Source organism: Brachyspira catarrhinii (assembly GCF_005518285.1).
GTDB lineage: Bacteria > Spirochaetota > Brachyspiria > Brachyspirales > Brachyspiraceae > Brachyspira > Brachyspira catarrhinii.
Genome location: NZ_SJDU01000547.1, coordinates 1 through 1,200, shown reverse-complemented (window position 1 = coordinate 1,200; position 1,200 = coordinate 1). Strand labels below are relative to the sequence as shown.

Annotated in this window: 1 protein-coding gene; it reads right to left on the bottom strand. The window is 28.4% G+C overall.

The window, feature by feature from the left end:
- Positions 1-196 precede the first annotated feature (196 nt).
- The coding region (locus EZH24_RS12215) for an ATP-grasp fold amidoligase family protein (protein WP_137999336.1) at positions 197-1,200 on the bottom strand (1,004 nt) is incomplete at its 5' end.

The window sequence follows — 1,200 nt, the reverse complement described above, 5'->3', positions numbered from 1 at the left end:
CCTACCTTGTCGGTAAAGAAATACCGAACAAAATAGTCATTCAATGCATTAAAAGGTTTGTTATTCATAAGCATATTATAACAGAATAATTTTATTTGTCAAAATAATAAACTTGAATAGAACAACCTTACTTTTCAAATCTCAATTTAATATTGTTTGCGCGAGTTATAATTTTTACAAAGCGTGAATATTATAATCAATAATTCAAATCCAATCTAAAACGAAGAGGATATAAAAATTTGAAACCATTATTTACCCCCCCTTTTTTTATGAATTTATCAAAGAATTTGTTTCTGAAATTATCCCGCCATTTTCTAATCGGTATCCACCAAGCCAATTTATCAACTTTTTCTTTATTCATTTTAATTGAAATTTTAATTCCAAATAAAGTTAATCTCAAATATTCGCTGTTGTTCGATATTCCGAAAAGCGTCCACCAATTGCAATTTAACCTCAACTTTTCGTAATCGTTATTTGAAATCGTTTCGTTATTTTTTAATAAATTAAAATTATTTTCCAAATCTCTATAATCCTTAACCATAAACTCCAAATTATACGATTGTTTTAATAGAGTTTCTCTGTCTACAAAATCGTATTCTACTTTCTTATCTTGCGGAAGTTTAATACATTCGCCAAATTTATAATCCCATTCTTTCGGTTCGAATGGAGAAAGTCCCGCATTCGTATAAAACGTTAATTCGCTACAATATATTTGATTATTTATAGAGAAAAAATCAACTCCCAAATGAATAAATTCTTTAGAAAGTTTACGCGCCAAATCAAGCATTAAATCCAACTTTTCAGGTTTAGGAATTTCATAATCCGTATTATCCCAAATATAAACTAAATCTAATTTATTCCATTCTGTATCGTAAATATTACATCTATCAATTCCCGTATGAGCGTCCGTAATTGCATGTATATAATGCGGAACTCCGTCAAAACAATAAATTCTATAAACTATAAGGTTGTCGGTATTTAAATCTTTCATAAATTTTTCGCATGTAATTTTAGGCTCGATATACTTATAAGCGTATTCATAAGAAGCGTAATAATGATTTGAAAACGGATTAATCCATTTTTTTAATTTATTTTTAGCGTCCGCTATATCCAATTTTGATTTGTCTTTTACGACAATATTCATTCCGCTGCCCCAATTTACTTTCAATACAAATTGTTCGGGAAGAGATTCAAAATCAA